Raw genomic sequence first — 14,425 nt, forward strand, 5'->3', positions numbered from 1 at the left:
GCGGTGACCGCACTCGTCGTCAGCGAGCTGCGGGCGCCGGCGGCCGGGCCGGCCGACGGCGTCCTCGGCGACGTCCTCCGCCGGGCCGTCCGGCTCGCGCCCGACGAGGTGCTGCTCAGCACGCCGGGCACCGGGGAGAGCTGGACCGCGCGGGAGCTGCTGGACGCCGCCGGATCGCTGGCCGCCGGGCTGCTCGACCGGCACGCGCCCGGCGCGCGGGTGGCCACCTGCCTGGGCAACGGCCCGGCCGCGGTGCTGCTGCAGCTCGGCGTGGCGCTGGCCGGGATGACCCTGGTGCCGGTGAACCCGCGGTCCCGGCCCGCCGAGGTGGAGCACGCGCTGCGGCTGTCCGGCGCGGCGCTGGCCCTGGCCGCCGACGACGTCGCCGGCAACCCGGTGGCCGACCTGTGCGCTGCCGTCGACGGGGTGGCGGTCGTGCGCGTCGGTGACGACTGGCGGTCCGCCCTGCCCTGGGCGACGCCGGGTGCGCTCCCCGCCGTCGACCCGCAGTCCCTCGCCCAGGTGCAGTTCACCTCCGGCACGACCGGCCGGGCCAAGGGCGTGCGGATCACCCACGCCGGGATGGTCGCGACCGGCACGGCGTTCGCCGACCGGCTCGGGCCGACCGCGGGGCGGGTGTGGTGCAACCCCATGCCGCTGTTCCACACCGCCGGCAACGTGCTCGGCGTCGTGGGCGCGCTGGTCGCCCGCGCCGAGCACGTCGTGCTCCCCTTCGCCCCGGGACCGGTGCTGCGCGCGCTGGAGGACCGCCGGGTCACCACGCTGTCGGCCGCGCCCACCCTGCTCGACCTGCTGGCCGCCCACCCCGACCTGCCCCGCACCGACCTGTCGGCGCTGCAGGTGCTGTTCACCGGCGGGATGACCGTCACCCCGGCCTTCGTCGCCCGGGTGGAGCAGGTCTTCGGGGCCCGGCTGTCGATCACCTTCGGCATGACCGAGACCTGCGGTGCGGTGCTCCAGACCTCCCCGGACGACCCCGACGACGTGCGCCGGGGCACGGTCGGCGCCCCCTTGGCCGGCACCGAGGTCCGGGTGGCCGGGCCGGACGGCGCGGCGGTCCCCCCGGGGACGGCGGGGGAGCTGTGGGTGCGCGGCGAGCGCATCACCCGCGGCTACCTCGACGACCCGGTCGCGACGGCGGAGGCGATCGACCCCGACGGCTGGCTGCACACCGGCGACCTCGCCGAGATGGACGACCGGGGCGCCTGCCGGGTGGTCGGCCGGCTCAAGGACATGATCAAGACCGGCGGGGAGAACGTGTCGCCGGTCGAGGTCGAGGAGGTGCTGGTGGCCCACCCCGACGTCGCCCGGGCCGCGGTGGTCGGGGTGCCCGACCCGCGGTGGGGTGAGCTGGTGGTGGCCTTCGTCGTGCCGGCCGGCAGCCGCGAACCCGTCCCGGCCGAGCTGACCGAGCACTGCAGGGACCGGCTGTCGCCGTTCAAGGTGCCCCGCTCGTGGCGGGTGGTCGACGACCTGCCGATGACCGCGTCGGCCAAGGTGCAACGGGCCGAGCTGCGCCGGATCGCCGCGGCGGGCCCCGGGTGAGGGCGGCGCTGCTGGGCGACCTGGCCGCCGAGGGCGCGGCGCTGGAGGAGCTGCTCCGGCCGCTCGCCCCCGCCGACTGGGCCCGGCCCACCCCGGCGGCAGGGTGGACCGTCGCGGCCCAGGTGGCGCACCTGGCCTGGACCGACGAGGTCGCGCTGCTGGCCACCACCGACCCGCCCGGGTTCGCCGCCCTGCTGGCGGGCGACCCGGCCGACCCCGGCGACCGGGGGGCGGCCGGCGCCGACGCCGTCCCGCCCGCCGCGCTGCTGGCCCGGTGGCACGACGGCCGGGAGCGGCTGGCAGGTGCGCTTGCCGCGGCCCCCGAGGGCGCCCGGCTGCCCTGGTTCGGCCCGCCGATGAGCGTCGCGTCGATGGCGACCGCCCGGCTGATGGAGACCTGGGCGCACGGGGTCGACGTCCGGGACGCGCTGGGCCGGCCGGTCGGGGAGTCCCGGCGGCTGGACCACGTGGCCCACCTGGGCGTGCGCACCCGGGGCTTCGCCTTCGCCGCGCACGGCCTGCCCGCGCCGGCCGCGCCGGTCCGGGTCGAGCTGACCCGCACCGACGGCTCCCGCTGGACCGACGGGCCGGCCGACGCCGACCAGCGGGTGACCGGCCCGCTGCTGGACTTCTGCCTGCGGGTCGTCCAGCGCCGGCCGCGGTCCGCGCTGGCGCTGGTCGCCGTCGGCCCGGACGCCGACCGGTGGCTGGACGTCGCCCAGGCCTTCGCCGGTGCGCCCGGTGCGGGCAGCGGCTCCCGGGGGACCTGACCGCGGCTACATGAAGTTGCGGGTGTGCAGCGCGGACAGCTCGGCGGCCTCGTCGTCGGGGAACCCGAGCCGGTGCAGCCGCTGCCGCCGGCCGTCGTCCATGGTGCCGTGCAGCTGCTGCACCGCCCGGTACCCGCGGGCGATGGCCGTGGGCGTCCACTCGCCGGCGGCGAGCACGACCAGGGAGTCGAACACGTCGGCGTTGAGCCCGGCGGTGTCGACCAGCACGTCGTGCCGGCGCTCGACCGCCGCCCGCAGCCGGCCCCGCAGGGTCGGGTCCAGCTGGCCCTCGTGCTCGAGGTGCGCGACGCCGAAGGCCACGTGCCGGGCCTCGTCGACCCGGGCCAGCCGGGTCACCTGCCGGGTCACCGGGTCGGGTGCGTGCTCGTCGATGAAGCCGAGCAGCGACAGGAAGCTGCCCTCGCCGAGCACCGAGAGCAGGAAGGAGGCGAGGGAGAAGTCGGCCTCGTTGAGCAGCGAGTTCAGCGACTCCCGGCCACCGGCCGACGACGTGCCCATCTGCCCGCCGGTCAGCAGCGCGCGGCGGGTGAACACCTCCATGTGCCGGGCCTCGTCGGCGGCCTGGACGGCGAGCAGCTGCATCACCTCGCGGAAGTGCGGGTGCACCCGGGCCAGCAACCGCGCCGGGATGACCAGCGCGGCCTGCTCGTTCTCCACCAGGTAGGTCATCACCTGCACGACGGCCGCCTCGATCTCGGCGGGCAGCGGCTCGGGGATGGTCCAGTCGACCGCGGTCGCCGGGTCCCACTGGGCGGCCGCCGCGTGGGCGTAGAGCCGCGGCGCCAGGTCGGCCCAGACGACGTCCCGGTCGGCGATGTCGAAGCCCGGCGACGGCCCGCCGGCCTCGACCAGCGCGCCCCGCGCGGCCAGGCCCCAGTGCGCCGGTGGCCGCCGCACGATGCCCTGCGGCGAGGGGTCACCGGCCCGTTCGGCACCGGCCCAGCGCAGCTGCTCGGCGTCGCCGCGGACGACGTCGTACCCGCCGTCGGGGTCGACGGAGAACCCGTGGCCCTCGGCCCGGCACCAGCCGCGCAGGTGCACGCCCAGCACCGGGTCGTCGCCCCGCACCCGCAGCCGGCCGCCGATCGGCACCCCGCGCAGGCCGCGCCGGACCAGCAGGTGCGCGCCGGAGTCGAAGCCCAGCCGGTCGAGGTCGACCAGGGCCACGGGCGGTGTCACGGCCGGTACCCCGCGGCGCGCACGCCCCCGTCGGCGTCGTAGAAGCCCGTCTCGTCGACGGCGGTGGTCAGCGGGCCGAAGCCGCTGGTCCGCCCCACCCGCCACTGCCGCAGTCCCTCGAGGTCGAGCAGCGGGCGCACCACCGGGTCGCCGTAGGACATCGACAGCAGCAGCTCGACGAACCGGCCGGCCAGCGCGGGCGGGGCCGTGTCGACCAGCGTCATGGTGCAGTGGTCGAACACCGGCGTCTGGGCCAGCACCCGGGTGGTCCCGGCCGGCAGCACGCCCTCCTGGGTGAACAGCAGGTGGTTGCCGTCGATCATGCAGGCGGCGTCGACCTCGCCGGCCAGCAGCGCCCGGGCGGCGTCCCGCTCGCCGCCGACGTGGTCGCCGTGCAGCCCGACGCCCACGTCGAACCGCCGCACGGTCAGGTCGCCGTCGGGGTCCAGCCCCTGGGCGCGGAGGAACGACAGCGGCAGCAGCGTGGCCTGCGGGGAGTCGATCGCGCCGGTGGCCACCGTCGCGCCCTTCAGGTCGGCGACCGTCCCGATGCCGGAGTCGGCGCGGACGACGACGACCGAGGTGAGGTCCTGGTCGGTGTCCCGCATGACCGCCGAGCGCACCGTCCGGCCGGCGGCCGCGGCCAGCCGGACCGAGCGCACCCAGGCCAGCGGCGAGTTCCAGGCGGCGTCGAGGGAGCCGGCGACCAGGTCCTCGACCTGCCGCTCGTAGTGGGAGTACAGGACGAAGTCGAAGGGCAGCCCGGCGTCGGCGAGCCAGCGGCGGAAGCCCTCCCAGATGGTGACCACCTTGGGGTCGTAGGCCACCGCCCCCATCAGCAGCACGTCGCCGGGCATCAGGCGGCCGGCTCGTCGAAGAGCGGCTGGCCGAGCGCGATGCGGCCGACGAAGTCGTGCAGCGCTGCGGTGGTCGGGGCCATCACCCGGGCGGCCAGGGAGTCGCGGAACCGGCGCTCGACGCCCAGCTCCTTGCGGAACGCGGCGCCCCCGCACAGCTTCATCACCCCGTCGGCGACCTCGGACGACGCCTCGGCGGCCACCGCCTTCACCTCCAGCACCCGCAGCGTCGCGTCCGCCCGGCCGGAGCCGAGCGCGGCCAGCGTGTCGGCGAGGAAGGCGCGGACGCCGTCGACGACCAGCTTCAGCCGGGCGAACTCGCCGCGGGTGAGCGGCTGCTGGGCCAGCGTCTGCCCGAGGTGCTCGAGCCGGGTGCGGGTGAGGTGGGCGGCGGCGTCGGCGAGCAGCGCCTCCATCAGGCCGAGGGAGAAGGCAGCGTTCCCGACCAGGAACGTGGGCAGCGCAGTGCCCAGGGCGATGTCCAGGCCGGCGCCGTCCGGGCCGAGCTGGGCCGAGGCGGGCACGGACGCGCCGTCGGCGCGCACCGGCCGGGAGGAGTTGCCGCGCAGGCCGACCCCGTCGAACTCGCCGGCCACGGCGACGCCCGGGGTGGCCGACGGCACCAGCCAGAGGGTCATCGGGCCGTCGGCGGCCAGCGGCCGGCTGGACCACAGGTAGCTGTCGGCCTCACCGGCGGAGGTGACCCAGCTCTTGGCGGCGTCCAGCCGGACCCGGTCGCCGTCGGCGGTGGCGGTGCTCAGCGGCGCCCAGAAGTGGCTCCGCGAGCCGGCCTCGGAGAACGCCAGGGTGCTCAGGTGCTCGCCGCGGGCGATGGACCGGCGGACGTCCTCGGGCCCGTGCGCCTCCAGCACCGCGGTGGCCGCGTAGTGCATGAGCAGGACCATCCCGGTCGAGCCGTCGGCGGTGGCCACCTGCTCGACGACCTGCGCCACGTCGGCCAGCGAGCCGCCGGCGCCGCCGACGTCGGGGGAGCTGAGCAGGCCCAGCGCGCCGGCGCGGGCCAGCGCCTCGATGCCCTCGCGGGGGAAGGTGCCGTTCGCGTCGACGGCGACGGCGGCGGGGGCGATGGTCTCGGCGACGACGGTGGCGACGCGGCCGGGCAGGTCGGAGCCCGGTCGGCTGGGGACGGTGGTCATGGTGCTGATCGTGGCCGGGTCGCCCGGTGCGGCCAAGATCGGTTTCCGGCAGGTCGAAAGCCGGCGAGATCACGCGGCCGTGACGGCGCGGTGACGGGGCGCAGGTGGCATGGTGCAGCGCCGGTCGCGGCGCCGTCGGTCCGGCAACGGCCGGACCGGCGTCGGACGGGGCTGGCGGAGCCGGGGGCACCGAGATGCGGGAGCCGTGCGCGCACCCGGTCGGCAGCCGGCCCGGCGTGGTCCGCCGCAGCGGGGGAGGGGCGGGCCGGACGGGGGACCCGAGCGCGGTCCTGCTCGTCCGGGTGTGGCGGGAGGAGGGGACCGGGTCCTTCCGGGCCCGGCTGGTCGTCGAGGCACCGGTCGGCGACCCGCCCGCCGAGCCCCGCACGGTGGCCGTCGCGTCGTCTCCGGGTGAGGTGCTGATCGCCTTGCGTCACTGGCTCGACGCGTTCCTCCACGACACGCGGTGGTGGCGGGACGGCGGCCGGTGAGGTGCCACGATCGCAGCATCACGGCACCTGGCAGTCACCTCTGGTGGACATGGGCGGTGAGGGGGAACGGACCGTGGAGGACGTGCACTGTCCGCGCGTGACCCTGCTCGACGGGTTCGCGCTGGACCCCGGGCGGAGCGCCGCCCCCGTGGGCGACCTGCCGCACGGGGTGCAGCGGCTCGTGGCGCACCTGGGACTGGCCGGTCGGGCACCGCGGACGGCGGTCGCCGGCCTGCTGTGGCCCGACGTCCCCGAGCGCCACGCGCACGGCAGCCTGCGGTCGGCGCTGTGGCGGCTGCACCGGGTGGTCCCGGGGCTGGTGCAGGCGGCGGGGGGGCACGCTGTCGCTCGGCGCGCACGTGCAGGTCGACGTGCAGGAGCTCGGCGACTGGTCGCGGCGGGTCCTCGGCTCCCGCCCGGGCGCGCCCCCGGTGGAGGTGCCGACCGGGGTGCTGGGCGGCGTGCTCGCCGGGGAGCTGCTGCCGGGCTGGTACGACGACTGGGTGCTGCTGGAGCGCGAACGGCTGCGGCAGCTGCTGGTGCACACCCTCGAGGTCGCGGCGACCCGGTACGCGGCGTCGGGCCGGTACACCGAGGCGATGCAGGCCGCCTACGCCGCGCTGCGCGCCGAGCCGCTGCGGGAGAGCGCGCACCGGGTGATCGTGCAGGTGCACCTGGACGAGGGGAACGTGGCCGAGGCGCTGCGCGCCTTCGACCGGTGCCGGGCGCTGCTGGCCGACGAGCTCGGCGTCCGCCCGACCGACCAGATGTGCCGGCTGGTCGGCGGGCTCCGGCGCCCGCTGCGGGAGCCCGCCCGCAGCGCCGGCCCGGTCCCGACGGGCTGAGGCCGGCTCACCGACCGCGCATCGGGAACCGCACGACGGGCCCGTCGGTGCCCACCACCACCGGCTCGGCGAACGGCTCGCCCGCGACCACCCGCCGGAGCGCGAGCTCCGGGGCCCGGCCGCAGGGGCCGCCCGCGAAGTCCGGGGGCCGTCCCTCGACCGACACCCGCCCGGCGGTGAGCGTCCGGACCCGGTCGCGGAGCCAGGTCGCGAACTCGGCCCGCACGACGACGCCGCCCAGCGCGCGGGCGAGTGCCCCGCGCACCTGGGCGGCGTCGAAGAGGGAGAGGTCGGGCTCCTGGCCGGCTGCCAGAGCAGCCGCGACCGCCTCGCGCACGGCGCGGTCGTCGTCCACGGGCCCGACCTCCTCCCCGGTCTACAGCGCGGCGAGCACCAGCGGGAGCGCCCGCATGCCGACCTGGGCGACCTCGCCCCAGTCGACGCCGGACACCGCGTCGCTGACCGTGTCCCACGCGTCGGACAGCCAGCTCTTGCTCAGGTCGGGCTGGTAGGCCTTGCCCTGCTGCTGGGCCTGGACCGGCTGGACCGCCGCCTGCATCCACAGGCCGAGCGCCTTGGCGAACGCGGGGTCGGCGAGGTGCGGGCCGACGACCTCCTTGAGCTGGGCGACGGCCTGCTCCTTGGGGACCGCCGGCGCGAACGCCTTCCCGGGCCCGCCGATGCCGAAGATGCTCATCACCTGGCTGACCGTCTGCCCGGCGATCCGCGGGTCGATCCCGAGGGTCGGTGCCGCGTGCCGGGCGACGTCGGGCAGGATCCCGCCGAGGAAGTCGAAGAAGTCCTTGTCGGCGGTCGCGGTGGTGCCCGCCGGGCTGTTCATGGTCATGGTCATGTCGCTCTCCTTCTCTGATCTGCTGGTCGGTACCGGTGCCGCCGCACGCTTGCGGGCGGGCTTCTTCGTCCTCGCCGAGCCGTCGTCCCCGTGGCGCCCTCCCGTGGTCATCTGCTCGCGTCCGTCCCGATCCCGAGTGACTGCAGGAACGAGTCCAGCCCCCCGGCGCCGGCACCGTCGGAGGACGGGGACGGGGACGACGGGCCCGCGCCGGCGGCGTAGGTGACCAGTGGCTGGGTGAGCCAGCCGCCGTGCGCCATCGGCGCCTCGACGACCGGGGTCTGCCGCATGTTCAGCGCCGCCAGCCGCGCGGCCACCCCGTCGCGCACCGCCCCGGCCGCCCGGGTCACGCCGCCGGCCTCCAGCTCCAGGCCCAGCGCCCAGGTGAACGCCGACAGGCCGTCGGTCGGCGGGCTGCCGGCGGCGGCGGTCTGGTCGGCGAGGCAGGCCGCGGCCAGCACGCCGTTGAGCTCGGACTGCCCCTCGCCGGCCTTCGCCGCGGGTGCCGCCCGGCCGCCGAAGGCCTCCGGGGAGAACTGCTTGGCCACCGCGCCGGTGTCCGAGCTCGCCGCCCGCCCGAAGGACTTGAAGGAGGTGGCCTGCGCGAGCAGGGCCACGTCGGCGGCGGACTGCTCCGGCGGCGGCTGCCACACCTTCGCCCTGGCCGCGTGGAGCCCGTCGCGGGCGAAGAACAGCTTCTCCATGCCGGCGGCGTGGCAGGCGTCCACGATGCAGGTGAACGTGCCGGGCGGCACGCGCTGGCTCAGCTGCACCAGCTCGGTGTCCTCGAGGAACTGGTCGTAGAGGCAGAGCACCTCGATGAACGTCGAGCCCTTGACGTAGCGGTAGCCGTGCGAGGACTCGAAGAAGACCACCTGGTCGCCGTCGCCCACCCCGGTGAGGAGCTGGGACAGCTGGAGGCGCACCGCGGCCAGCGTCGCGGCGCTGTTGTGCAGCAGCGTGACGTCCTGCGGCGCGAAGCCGTAGTGGCTCTGCAGCAGGCCCCTGATCCGCAACGTGTCGGCCACGCAGCTGTTCAGGTTGTTCCGTGGGTCCGGGTACTGGTCGATCCCCACCAGGAGTGCGCGTTTCGTGGCCACCGGCCACCCCTTCCTGTGTCGATCCCGTGCGCGGACCGTAGGAGGGGAGGCGTCACCCGGCCGTCACCCGACCGTCACCGGTCGTACCTGCTCCGGGGAGCCGGGTCAGACCCGCCAGGACAGCGTGCGGCTGACCCAGCGGAGGTTCTCGTCGGCCCAGCCGAGCAGGTCCAGCGCGGAGTCCAGCAGCTGGGGCGGGCGCCGCACGAGCGAGTCGCGGCGCAGCAGCCGGTCGAAGTCGACCTGGACCGGCAGCCCGCGCGGCCTGCCCGTGCGGTCGGTGAAGACCACGCCGGCCGCGGCCATGACCGTGATCACCTCCTGGGCGAGGAGGCCGTAGCCGACGGTGGTGGGGTGCACGCCGTCCAGGGAGAACAGCCCGCCGGCGGCCCGCCCGCCACGGCCGTCGCCGACCAGGAACCGCGAGTCGAGCGCCGGCTGCAGCGCCGCCAGCGCCGGCGGCAGCGGGTACGGCGTCCACCAGGAGGGGCGGGCCGCCGGGTCGGTGACGTAGCGCCGGGAGGCCAGCCGGTCCAGCAGGCCGGCGACGTCGAGCAGGTACCAGTCCCGGGGCGTCCCACCGGTCCCGCGGCGGGCGTCCCGGACCGCCGCCTCGATGCCGGTGTTGTACAGGTCGATCGCGGCGTCGACGGCGCGGGCGTCGTGCTCGGTGAGGTGCGCGTCCCGGGCCGGGTCGAACCGGGCGTCGTCCACCCACGGGCGGGCGTAGTGGGCGTAGTAGCGCGACCCCGCGCGCACCTTGGCCCCGATGCCGCGGGCGATCGGCGCGATCGTCACGTGCGGGACGGTGCACCAGATGACGTGCCGGGCGTCGATCCGGCGGACGGCGGCGACCAGCTCGGCGAGCTCGACGGCGAAGTGCTCCGGCCGCCACACCGTGCAGGCACCCTTGCGGCGCAGGTCCTGGAAGCCCGCGTCGCTCCACCGCACCCGCAGGTCGGTCACCGCGGGCAGGGCGTTGTTGGCGCCCAGGAAGACGACCAGCGTCTCGATGCCCGCCTCGGCCTCCCCGTGGTCGCGGCCCAGCCCGGTGGCGGCGTCCACCAGGGTCTGCTGCCGGGCCTCGTCGTCCCACCGCGGGTACACCCGCAGCGCCGCCCGCTCGGTCGCGTCCTGGACCGCCTGGTCGAGGAAGGAGTCGTCCGCCCGGCCGGTGGCGCGCTCCAGGTCGCCGGCGGTGCGGGACAGGGTGTCGCGGAGGTCCCAGCCGTAGACCGACAGGTTGTGCAGCGCCCGGCCGGTGCGGGGCGGGACGTGCCCGGGACCGCGTTCCCAGTGGTCCTCCACCTCGTCCAGGAACCCCCGGGCCTCGAACAGCGCCAGCGGCGTCTCCCACAGGCTGAGCCGGCGGCCGAACCGCTCCTCCAGCCGGCGCAGCAGCAGCTCGAGGTTCAGCGGCAGCCCGCCCGGCCCGCCGTACACCGGGTACCGGAACCGGTCGAGCCAGCCGAGCTCGTGGGCCACGATCGCCGGCCACGACAGGTCGGTGTTGTAGACCGCGCCGCTCTGGAAGCCGTGGCTGAGGGAGTCGCCGAGGACGACGAGCCGGTGCGGCGGCACCCCGCGGCGGCCGGTGCGGGGGACCGGCACCCCCAGCGTCGGGTCGGAGCAGGGCTCCCGCGGTTCGCCGCGGGCGGCCTGGGCGCGGACGTCGTCCGGGGTGCCGGGCGGCACGGAGAGGTCGGTGAGGGTCATGGGTCGTCCCGTCGTCGGAACCCGGTGCCGCACCCCGGGCCCGCCGGGCCGCGGCCTGCCGGGGCACACGGTCGGCCGCCCCCGTCAGCCCGCCGTCACCACCGCGTCACCACGGGCTCCCCACCGCGTCCCCGGCGGCGCCGTCCGTTCGGCCGGAGGCCACCGGGGCCACCGGCGCGTGATCGCGGAGCCGTCGCTGCCGGGCCGGTCGCGACCGGACCCGTCGTCCCCGGGCACTAGCCTGACCCCCGGTGGACGGCGAGGTGGAGCGGCGATGACGACGGCGGACGACCGGGCGACCGGCGCTCCGGAGGGCACCCCCGCGGCGCGTGCACCGCGGCCGGCGGACCGGCTGGCCGACCGGGACGCCCTCGGCGACCGGGTGCTGACGCTGCCCAACCTGCTGTCGGTGCTGCGGCTGCTCGGGGTGCCGCTGTTCCTGTGGCTGCTGCTGGGCCCGCACGCCGACGGCTGGGCGATCGTGGTGCTGGCGGTCGCCGGGGCCACCGACTGGGCCGACGGGAAGCTCGCCCGCGCGCTGGGCCAGTCCAGCCGGCTGGGCGCGCTGCTCGACCCGGCGGCTGACCGGCTCTACATCGTCGCCACGCTCGTCGCCTTCGTGCTGCGCGACGTCATCCCGCTGTGGGTCGTCGTCCTGCTGCTGGTCCGCGAGCTCGTGCTGGGGGTGACCCTGCTGGTGCTCCGCCGGGCCGGCTGGCCGCCCCTGCAGGTGCACTACCTGGGCAAGGCGGCGACCTTCCTGCTGCTCTACGCCTTCCCGCTGCTGCTCCTCGCCGACGGCGACAACCCGGTCGCGGCCGTCGCCCAGCCGATCGCCTACGCGCTCACCGTCTGGGGCGCGGCGCTGTACCTGCTGGCCGGCGTCCTCTACGTCGGGCAGGCCGTCGGCCTGCTGGCCGGGAGCCGCCGCGCCGGGGCCCGGCCGTGAGCGCACCGCCGGGCCGGCAGCGGTCCCTGGGCGCCTCGCTGCTGGACCAGGTGCTCGCCGAGACCCTCGACCCCGCCTACGCCCAGGCCGCCGCCGCCCGCGCGGCCCGCGCCGCCGACCTCCGTCCCGACCCCGACCCCGACCGCGGTGCGGCTCCCGGCCGGCCCCCGTGGCTGCGCCGGCACCGCGGCCAGCTGCTGGTCGCGCTCACCCTGCTGATCGCCGGGCTGCTGGCGTCGATCACCTACAGCGAGGCGGCCGCCGGGGCCGAGGGCCGCGAGCAGGCCCGCCAGGCGCTCCGGGAGGACATCCGGACGGAGTCGGACAACGCCGACGAACTGGTCGTCCAGCTGGAGGAGCTCACCGCGGAGGTGACGAGCACCCGGCAGCGGGCGCTGGAGGCCAGCAGCGTCGGCCAGCGGGCGCTCGACGAGCTGGCCGCCGCCGAGCAGGGCGCCGCCACCGTCGCCGTCTCCGGGCCCGGGCTGCGGGTGACCATGGACAACGCCCCGCCGGAGGCCGACAGCGACCCGGTGGGCGGCTCCGCGGAGGTCGCCGAGCCCGGCATCGTCCAGGACAACGACCTGCGGCGGCTGGTCAACGGGCTGTGGGCGGCCGGTGCGGAGGCGATCTCCCTCAACGGGCAGCGGATCGGCGCGACGACCACCATCCGGCAGGCCGGCGGCGCGATCCTGGTCGACCTCCGGCCGGTGGCCGCGCCCTACGTCCTCTCCGCCGTCGGCGACCCGCAGGGCCTGCAGAACGCCTTCCTGACCACCCCGGAGGCCCGGGACCTCGGCCAGCTGACCCCCGACTACGGTGTGGTCTTCGAGGTCGGCCGGGCCGACGACCTGGAGCTGCCGGCCGCCACCGCCGCCGAGCTGCGGCACGCCGCTCCGCTGGCGGCCACCGCGCCCGCGCGTGGGAGCGGCACGACCCCCGGGGCCGTCCCGGACACCCCCGACCCGACCAGCGACGGAGACTGACCCGTGATCCCGATCCTCGGACTCGCGGTCGGCGTGGTGCTCGGCCTGCTGCTGGACCCCAGCGTCCCGTTGTGGCTGCAGCCCTACCTGCCGATCGCCGTGGTCGCCGCCCTCGACGCCGTCTTCGGTGGCATCCGCGCCCGGTTCGACGGCATCTTCGACGCCAAGGTGTTCGTGGTGTCCTTCGTGTCCAACGTGGTGGTCGCGGCGCTGATCGTCTTCCTGGGCGACCAGCTCGGCGTCGGCGCGCAGCTGTCCACCGCCGTCGTCGTCGTGCTCGGCATCCGGATCTTCGGCAACGCGGCGGCGATCCGGCGCCACCTGTTCCGGGCATGAGCGGGGAGCCGGACACCGGCCGGGCCGCCGGCGGGGACGCCCCGCGGTCCCCGGCCGACGCCGCCCCGCAGGACGCGCCCCCGGACGCCACCCCGGACGCCACCCCGGACGCTCCGCCGGACACCACCGCGGACGACGCCGCGCCGGTCGCGGCACCTGCCCGCGCCCGGCGGCGCGACCCGCTGGCCGCCGTCCTCATCGGCGTGCTCACCCTGCTGCTCGGGTTCGCCTTCGCCGTCCAGGTGCGCAGCACCGACACCGACGAGCAGCTGGCCGGCGCCCGCGAGGAGGACCTGGTCCGCATCCTCGACGACCTGACCGCGCAGGAGGACCGGCTCCGGCAGGAGATCGCCGACCAGCGGGCGGCGCTGGAGCAGCTGGGCAACTCCGACAGCCAGGCCGCCGCCGCGCTGCAGGAGGCCCGCGACCGGGCCGAGGCGCTGGGCATCCTCAACGGCACCATCGCCGCGCAGGGCCCGGGCATCACCATGACCGTCCGGGACCCGGAACGGTCGATCACCTCGGCGGTGCTGCTCACCGCCATCCAGGAGCTGCGCGGGGCCGGTGCGGAGACCGTGCAGGTCGACGACGTCCGGATCGGGGTCAGCAGCGCGGTCACCGGCAGCCCCGGCGAGCTGCGCATCGACGGGCAGGCGCTCCAGGCGCCCTACGTCTTCGTCGCGATCGGCTCCGCGCAGGACATGGCGACCGCGATGAGCATCCCCGGCGGGGTGGTCAGCCGGGTCGGCGGGCGCGGCGGCAGCGTCGACATCGTCCAGTCCGACCAGGTGGTCGTGGACGCGTTGCGACCGCTGGACGAGCCTCAATACGCTGACCCCGACGACGGGGACTGACGAAGGACCTCGCTGCCCCCCGACCCTCGCTCCGCTCGCGCCGGGCCCCTCCAGCGAGGCCGTACCCGCACCGACACCTCTGCTGGGAGAACTGAGATGGCCACGCCCGACGACCGGCGGTACACCGAGCAGCACGAGTGGGCGCTGGTGCAGGGCGCGGTGGGCGCCGAGACGGTGGTGCGGGTCGGGATCACCGACCACGCGCAGGACGCGCTCGGCGACATCGTCTTCGTCCAGCTGCCCGAGGTCGGCGCCGAGGTCGGCCCGGCCGACCCGATCGGCGAGGTGGAGTCCACCAAGTCGGTGTCCGACGTGTACGCACCGGTCACCGGGGTGGTGGCCGCGGTCAACGACGCCCTCGCCGACACCCCCGAGACGGTCAACGCCGACCCCTACGGGGCCGGCTGGCTGGTCGAGATCCGGGTGTCCGGCGACGGCGGCGACCCGACGGCGGAGCTGCTCGACGCCGCCGCGTACCAGGCCCTCGTCGACGCCTCCTGAGCTCCCGCGGGCACCTCCGCGGCATCCGCGCGCGACCCGACCCCCCGCCGTCCCCGCGGGGGGAGCAGAGATCACTATCATCATCGCGAGGTCGGCCCGTGAGCCCTGCGGGAGCCCCGACCCTCGACCTGTACGTCCGGTTGACCCTCGGGTCAGCCGCTGGTTCCATGACCCCCGGCCCGACCGCGACCCTGCGGTGGCCGACCTACGGCGGGCCACCCGGCCCGTCGTCCGCCGGCCGACC

16 protein-coding genes are annotated in these 14,425 nt (G+C 76.7%); 9 read left to right on the forward strand and 7 right to left on the reverse strand.

The features are described 5' to 3' along the window. Positions 1–3 precede the first annotated feature (3 nt). Positions 4–1,566, forward strand: a complete 1,563-nt coding sequence (locus tag HL054_RS06995) for a class I adenylate-forming enzyme family protein (protein WP_369138146.1) — start codon at positions 4–6, stop codon at positions 1,564–1,566. Beyond that, on the forward strand, positions 1,563–2,336 hold the full coding sequence (locus HL054_RS07000) for a TIGR03084 family metal-binding protein (protein ID WP_369138147.1): 774 nt from the start codon (positions 1,563–1,565) through the stop codon (positions 2,334–2,336). Before HL054_RS06995 ends, HL054_RS07000 begins: the two co-directional genes overlap by 4 nt. A 6-nt stretch (positions 2,337–2,342) precedes the next feature. Here HL054_RS07000 and HL054_RS07005 read toward each other — a convergent pair whose 3' ends face one another. Genes HL054_RS07005 through HL054_RS07015 form a run of 3 tightly spaced genes read right to left on the reverse strand, consistent with a single transcriptional unit; the run spans position 2,343 to position 5,550 of the window. Next, a complete protein-coding gene (locus tag HL054_RS07005; RefSeq protein ID WP_369138148.1) occupies positions 2,343–3,536 on the reverse strand; it encodes a hypothetical protein in 1,194 nt (397 codons plus the stop codon). After that, a complete protein-coding gene (locus tag HL054_RS07010; RefSeq protein ID WP_369138149.1) occupies positions 3,533–4,393 on the reverse strand; it encodes a phosphate/phosphite/phosphonate ABC transporter substrate-binding protein in 861 nt (286 codons plus the stop codon). The genes HL054_RS07005 and HL054_RS07010 overlap by 4 nt, the downstream gene beginning before the upstream one ends. Further along, on the reverse strand, positions 4,393–5,550 hold the full coding sequence (locus HL054_RS07015) for an acyl-CoA dehydrogenase family protein (RefSeq protein WP_369138150.1): 1,158 nt from the start codon (positions 5,548–5,550) through the stop codon (positions 4,393–4,395). Before HL054_RS07015 ends, HL054_RS07010 begins: the two co-directional genes overlap by 1 nt. A 194-nt stretch (positions 5,551–5,744) precedes the next feature. Here HL054_RS07015 and HL054_RS07020 point away from each other — a divergent pair, with 194 nt between their 5' ends. Both HL054_RS07020 and HL054_RS07025 read left to right on the forward strand, forming a co-directional pair. Then, a complete protein-coding gene (locus tag HL054_RS07020; protein ID WP_369138151.1) occupies positions 5,745–6,041 on the forward strand; it encodes a hypothetical protein in 297 nt (98 codons plus the stop codon). A gap of 359 nt (positions 6,042–6,400) precedes the next feature. Next, positions 6,401–6,886, forward strand: a complete 486-nt coding sequence (locus HL054_RS07025; RefSeq protein WP_369138153.1) for an AfsR/SARP family transcriptional regulator — start codon at positions 6,401–6,403, stop codon at positions 6,884–6,886. Positions 6,887–6,893: 7 nt separating this feature from the next. On the opposite strand, the gene HL054_RS07030 is transcribed toward HL054_RS07025, so the two are convergent. The 4 genes from HL054_RS07030 to HL054_RS07045 form a co-directional block, all read right to left on the reverse strand. Then, a complete protein-coding gene (locus HL054_RS07030; protein WP_369138154.1) occupies positions 6,894–7,241 on the reverse strand; it encodes a hypothetical protein in 348 nt (115 codons plus the stop codon). Positions 7,242–7,262: 21 nt separating this feature from the next. Next, positions 7,263–7,739, reverse strand: a complete 477-nt coding sequence (locus HL054_RS07035) for a hypothetical protein (protein ID WP_369138155.1) — start codon at positions 7,737–7,739, stop codon at positions 7,263–7,265. Between the two features lie 107 nt (positions 7,740–7,846). Then, positions 7,847–8,839: a caspase family protein gene (locus HL054_RS07040; protein ID WP_369138157.1), complete on the reverse strand. Its 993-nt coding sequence runs from the start codon at positions 8,837–8,839 to the stop codon at positions 7,847–7,849. Between the two features lie 105 nt (positions 8,840–8,944). Further along, the gene (locus tag HL054_RS07045) at positions 8,945–10,555 is read right to left on the reverse strand and encodes a hypothetical protein (protein ID WP_369138158.1); all 1,611 of its coding nucleotides are present in this window, start codon (positions 10,553–10,555) and stop codon (positions 8,945–8,947) included. Between the two features lie 274 nt (positions 10,556–10,829). Between HL054_RS07045 and HL054_RS07050 the strand changes: the two genes are divergently transcribed. The 5 genes from HL054_RS07050 (at position 10,830) to gcvH (ending at position 14,181) form a co-directional block, all read left to right on the forward strand. Further along, positions 10,830–11,504, forward strand: a complete 675-nt coding sequence (locus tag HL054_RS07050; RefSeq protein ID WP_369138159.1) for a CDP-alcohol phosphatidyltransferase family protein — start codon at positions 10,830–10,832, stop codon at positions 11,502–11,504. After that, positions 11,501–12,490, forward strand: a complete 990-nt coding sequence (locus tag HL054_RS07055; RefSeq protein WP_369138160.1) for a DUF881 domain-containing protein — start codon at positions 11,501–11,503, stop codon at positions 12,488–12,490. Before HL054_RS07050 ends, HL054_RS07055 begins: the two co-directional genes overlap by 4 nt. Before the next feature lie 3 nt (positions 12,491–12,493). Next, a complete protein-coding gene (locus HL054_RS07060; protein WP_369138161.1) occupies positions 12,494–12,826 on the forward strand; it encodes a small basic family protein in 333 nt (110 codons plus the stop codon). Further along, positions 12,823–13,680 (forward strand): DUF881 domain-containing protein, encoded by an 858-nt coding sequence (locus tag HL054_RS07065; RefSeq protein ID WP_369138162.1) that lies wholly within the window; start codon positions 12,823–12,825, stop codon positions 13,678–13,680. Before HL054_RS07060 ends, HL054_RS07065 begins: the two co-directional genes overlap by 4 nt. Before the next feature lie 96 nt (positions 13,681–13,776). Then, complete coding sequence (gcvH, locus tag HL054_RS07070; protein ID WP_369138163.1) at positions 13,777–14,181, forward strand: glycine cleavage system protein GcvH; 405 nt, start codon at positions 13,777–13,779, stop codon at positions 14,179–14,181. The last annotated feature ends 244 nt before the right edge of the window (positions 14,182–14,425 follow it).

The sequence above is a fragment of the Modestobacter versicolor genome, assembly GCF_041028285.1.
Taxonomy (GTDB): Bacteria; Actinomycetota; Actinomycetes; order Mycobacteriales; family Geodermatophilaceae; genus Modestobacter; species Modestobacter versicolor_A.

Bases quoted from the DNA above. Each gene is read 5' to 3' on its own strand.
- HL054_RS07065 (WP_369138162.1), top strand. From the start codon at position 12,823: ATGAGCGGGGAGCCGGACACCGGCCGGGCCGCCGGCGGGGACGCCCCG.
- HL054_RS07020 (WP_369138151.1), top strand. From the start codon at position 5,745: ATGCGGGAGCCGTGCGCGCACCCGGTCGGCAGCCGGCCCGGCGTGGTC.
- gcvH (WP_369138163.1), top strand. From the start codon at position 13,777: ATGGCCACGCCCGACGACCGGCGGTACACCGAGCAGCACGAGTGGGCG.
- HL054_RS07035 (WP_369138155.1), bottom strand. From the start codon at position 7,739: ATGACCATGACCATGAACAGCCCGGCGGGCACCACCGCGACCGCCGAC.
- HL054_RS07015 (WP_369138150.1), bottom strand. From the start codon at position 5,550: ATGACCACCGTCCCCAGCCGACCGGGCTCCGACCTGCCCGGCCGCGTC.
- HL054_RS07045 (WP_369138158.1), bottom strand. From the start codon at position 10,555: ATGACCCTCACCGACCTCTCCGTGCCGCCCGGCACCCCGGACGACGTC.
- HL054_RS07050 (WP_369138159.1), top strand. From the start codon at position 10,830: ATGACGACGGCGGACGACCGGGCGACCGGCGCTCCGGAGGGCACCCCC.
- HL054_RS07010 (WP_369138149.1), bottom strand. From the start codon at position 4,393: ATGCCCGGCGACGTGCTGCTGATGGGGGCGGTGGCCTACGACCCCAAG.